Source organism: Bradyrhizobium sp., from assembly GCF_049691595.1.
In the GTDB taxonomy this organism is placed as follows: domain Bacteria; phylum Pseudomonadota; class Alphaproteobacteria; order Rhizobiales; family Xanthobacteraceae; genus Bradyrhizobium.
This window is the reverse complement of sequence record NZ_JBAVNZ010000590.1, coordinates 1-4,015: the sequence shown is the minus strand read 5'-3', so window position 1 is coordinate 4,015 and position 4,015 is coordinate 1. Positions and strand designations below refer to the sequence as shown.

Annotated in this window: 4 protein-coding genes and 1 pseudogene; all 5 read left to right on the top strand. The window is 66.6% G+C overall.

The window, feature by feature from the left end; translation table 11 throughout:
• A pseudogene (locus WCE35_RS23725) lies at positions 1-443 on the top strand (hypothetical protein); the annotation flags it as partial.
• Positions 444-585: 142 nt separating this feature from the next.
• Positions 586-1,140: a hypothetical protein gene (locus WCE35_RS23720; protein ID WP_424595745.1), complete on the top strand. Its 555-nt coding sequence runs from the start codon at positions 586-588 to the stop codon at positions 1,138-1,140.
• A 78-nt stretch (positions 1,141-1,218) separates the two neighbouring features.
• Positions 1,219-2,217: an MBL fold metallo-hydrolase gene (locus tag WCE35_RS23715; RefSeq protein ID WP_424595744.1), complete on the top strand. Its 999-nt coding sequence runs from the start codon at positions 1,219-1,221 to the stop codon at positions 2,215-2,217.
• Positions 2,218-2,291: 74 nt separating this feature from the next.
• A complete protein-coding gene (locus tag WCE35_RS23710; RefSeq protein WP_424595743.1) occupies positions 2,292-3,455 on the top strand; it encodes a WD40/YVTN/BNR-like repeat-containing protein in 1,164 nt (387 codons plus the stop codon).
• Between the two features lie 186 nt (positions 3,456-3,641).
• On the top strand, positions 3,642-4,015 hold a 374-nt coding region (locus WCE35_RS23705), incomplete at its 3' end, for a virginiamycin B lyase family protein (RefSeq protein WP_424595742.1).

Sequence of the window (4,015 nt, the reverse complement as noted above, 5' to 3'; positions counted from 1 at the left end):
GCGACCATGTGCACCGGCACCCGCACGGTCACGGTGCGCACGGGCACGCCGAGGAGCCCATGCCGACGGCGCGGCTCGACCGCAGCGGGCTCGGGCGGATCACGTTCTTTGAGTGGCTGCGACCCTTCGCGGTCGGCCTCGTGCACGGCCTTGCAGGATCGGCCGCCGTCGCCCTGATGGTCCTGTCCATCATCCGCGAACCGGTCGCCGCGCTCGGCTATCTGCTGCTGTTCGGGCTCGGCACCATCGTCGGAATGATGCTGATCACGCTGATCCTGTCGGCGCCGTTTGCGTTCACGGCGGTCAATCTGCCGAAATTCAATTGGCGGCTTCGCGTGGCGTCGGGCCTGGTCAGCTTCGTCTTCGGGGTGGTCCTGATCTACGGCATCGGATTTGCGGAGGGAGGCCTGTTCACCGACGCGCCGACCTGGGAACCCCGCTGACCGCAAGCGCACGGCTCGCGGTCAACGGCAAGCCATGAGTCGCGCGCGTCTTGTTTCGCCACCGCGCCGGTTGACCGCCGCGGCAACCGAAGGATACAGTGCCCCGACAATACATGGAGGATGCGCCATTCAGACGATCGGCATGCCCGGCGGGCGGTCGTTGTTGCTGGCCGGCGTCGTCGTGGCGCTCGCAGCAATCACGGGTGCCGCATGGCTGCACGAAGTGCGGCCGCGGTCGGTGGCGCAGCCAGCGGCGCAAACTGTCGGCACGCGCGCCGAGAAACCCCAGCCCCCGGCATTGACGGCGGACGAGGAACGCTTCGCGACAGCCTTGTGGGCCGTCCACCGGGAGGCGACCCGGTTGGCGGTGGCGATGAGCTTTGCCGGCATCGCCTATCAGACCGGGGATCGGGACGCGCGCGCGCTTGCGCGAAAGATCGAGCCGCTGGCGAAATTCTTTCATGAAGCCGAAATGCAGGTCCGCACCATGAATACGCCGCCCTCGCTGTCCGGGACGCGCGGGCAGTACGTCGACGCAATGGCGCTCTACGCCAACGCGGCCGCCGAGATCCTGAAATTCACCGAGGATGGCAACTCGCAGCGTCTCGGCGACGCCCACCAGATGGATGTGAGGGCCTCGGAAGACATGCTGCGCGTCGGCGAAGTGCTGTGGCCGGGACAATACAAGCCGCACTAGGGGGCAATCGGATCGAAGGAGAAGCGACAAGCGCAGTCCAATCTCAATCAGGGAAGCTCAGCAGCAGGGAGGAAGGCCATGAGAAAACGCGCGCTACGAATTCGTCCGTTGGCGTGGACCGCCGTGATCGCGACGCTGGCATGCCTGTTCGGCGCAGCGGCGCAGGCCCAGCAACCGGTCTGCTCGGCATGGCTGATCGAGAGCAGCCGTTTCATGAACGTGCCGTTCGGATCGTTCATGCCGGACCGCGCATTCGTGCCCGGCAGCACCAAGCCGGAGAGCAACATTCCGAGCGTCGATCTGCCGGTGAACGTCGGCGTGATCAAATGCGGCAGCGAGCTGATCCTCTACGATACCGGCTGGAAGCAGCAGGAATATCTGAAGATGACCGGGTCGGAACACTGGGCTCCGCTGCCGGACCAGCTCAAGGTTCTCGGCTTCAATGCTGCCGATGTCACCAAGGTGGTGATCGGCCACGCCCACTGGGACCACGCCGGCCAATTGTCCGACCTGCCCAATGCCGTGCTCTACGTCCAACGCGAGGAGTTGAGGGCGATCGAGTGGGCGCTCAACTATCCGGAGCCGCACATCCGGGCGGTCAACTCCGATCCCGGCGGCTGCAATCGTACGCCCGCTTGCGGCTACATGCCGCTCACCGTCGAGGAGGTCTACGGCAAGGTGCTGAAGGGCAAGGCGGTGATCGTCGATGGCGAGATGGAGATCCTGCCGGGCGTGCGGATTCATCCGGTGTTTCGCGCCCATACGGCCGGCTCGCAGCTGCTCGAGGTGCCGACCAGCGTCGGCAAGCTGATGTTCGGCTCGGACGCGTTCTCGTCCTACGAGGGCATCCGCGATTGGATGACGGCGAACGTACAGCAGACCGATACGGTCCAGCAGTTTCTCGCCTACGAGAAGTGCTACAAGATCACCGGCGGCTACAACAACTGCGTCGCCGCCCACGAGCCGCTGAGCTACACGGACAAATATCCGCTGACGAAGAATTCCTGGGTGGCGCTGAACGGCGGACGCATGGCCGAGATCGCGCTGGCGCCGGGTGAAAAATCGCGCAAGCCATGAGGGATGTTTTCGGGGTGGGACCAGGCTCCCCACCCCGACTGCTTCATCTTGGGATTGGAAAAAAGCAAATCGGTGTGCGTCGGCTGACCCTCTGGTTTGCCTGCGTGGTGTCCCTGCTGGCCGGCCTGGCCGGCAGCGCGTCGTCGCATGATGCGACCAGCTATGGCGGCGTGTTTCGCTCCCGCGATCTCGGCGCTGCCTGGCTGAATGCGGATGTCGGCCTGTTTCTCAATGCGGCGCTCGTCATTGCGGTCGATCCGCGCGATTCGTCCCACCTGCTCGTCGGCACCGATCTCGGAATCCTGAGTTCGCACAATGGGGGGCGGAGCTGGGTGCCGGAGGCGCGCGACGTCATCATCGGCGCGGTATTTGCGCTCGCTTTCTCGCCGGACGGCGAGCTGGCGGTGTGCGCCGCAGCCAGCGGCGTGTTTCGTCGCGACCAGCACGGTTGGCAGCGTGCCGAGGCCCCGGAGTCCGCGATCCCGGCGCGGGCGCTGGTCGCCGGGCCGGCGAACGATCGTTTCTATCTGCTCGGCCGGAGCCGGCTATTCGCGAGCGAGGACGGCGGCCGCACCTATGCGGTCGTGCCCGGACTCCCGCCGATGAGCGAGATGACGGCGCTGGTGGCGATCGCCGGATCGGCCGACATTCTGGCGGCCGTGATCGACGGCCGGGCGATGATCAGCCACGATGGGGGGCGCACCTGGCGCAACGCCGGTTTCGGCGGCGCAGATGCGCCGGTCGACACGATCGCGACCGATGCGACGCGGCCGCAACGCATCTGGGCGGCGGCGGGCGGCCGGATCGTGGTCAGCGACGATCTCGGCTCCGGTTGGCATTCCGTCGGACATTCGCTGCCTGAGGCGAGAGCCAGAGTGCGCGGCATCGCGGCGAGCGCCGACGCTGCGACCCTGGTGGTCTCCTCCGATCGCGGAATCTATCGCAGCGCGGACGGCGGTGAAACCTGGGCGCCGAAAGAGGACAACCTTCCGATCCATATCGAGGCCGGGCCACTCGTCCGCGATCCGAACGATGCGGGCGTCATCTACGCGGTGTTCTCGCTGATGCCCTATGCGGAAGTCTGGCGCATCGCCATCGAAGGCGGCAACCTGCTGGCGCGCATCGAACCGATCAGCCTCGCCGGCGGGCTCGCGTTCTGTGCGCTGGTGCTGATCGGCGGCGGTCTTGCGGCGCGGCACCTGTTGCGCCGGCGCGCCGCCGCCCATTCGCCGCGCTGATCCGCGCATGGCCGCCAGTGCCGCGCATCCGAAATTCGCTCATACCGTGCGGCAACTATCGTTGAGAACGCCGGGTTCAAAAGCGGTGCCAGAATCATGGAGTTGCCAGTGGCCTTATCGATTCCGAAGCTGGTACGGCGTGTGCCGCGATTGCTTGCGAAGTTCGGAATCGGGACACCGGCCGCGGTGCTCGGCATCGCGGTCCTGGCGGCAGGCGCGCTTCTGCTGGCGCGCGCCGTCCCGGAGGAAAAATTCGTCGAGTACCGCATGAGCGAGCCGCAGGATGCGCCGATCGCGATCGCGACGGGCGCTGACGGCAGCATCTGGTTCACCATCGACCATGCAGATGCGATCGGCCGTCTGCGCAACGGCCGCATCGAGCGGCTGCCGACGTCGAGCCGCAACATCGAGCCGCTCGGGCTCGCGGTCGCGGCCGACGGCAGCGCCTGGTACACGGACCTCGCCGCGCGCGCCATTGCGCGCATGAGCAGTGCCGGAGAGATCGAACGGTTTGTGCTCGATACTCCGATCACTCGCCTCGGACGGCTGGCGATCGCGCC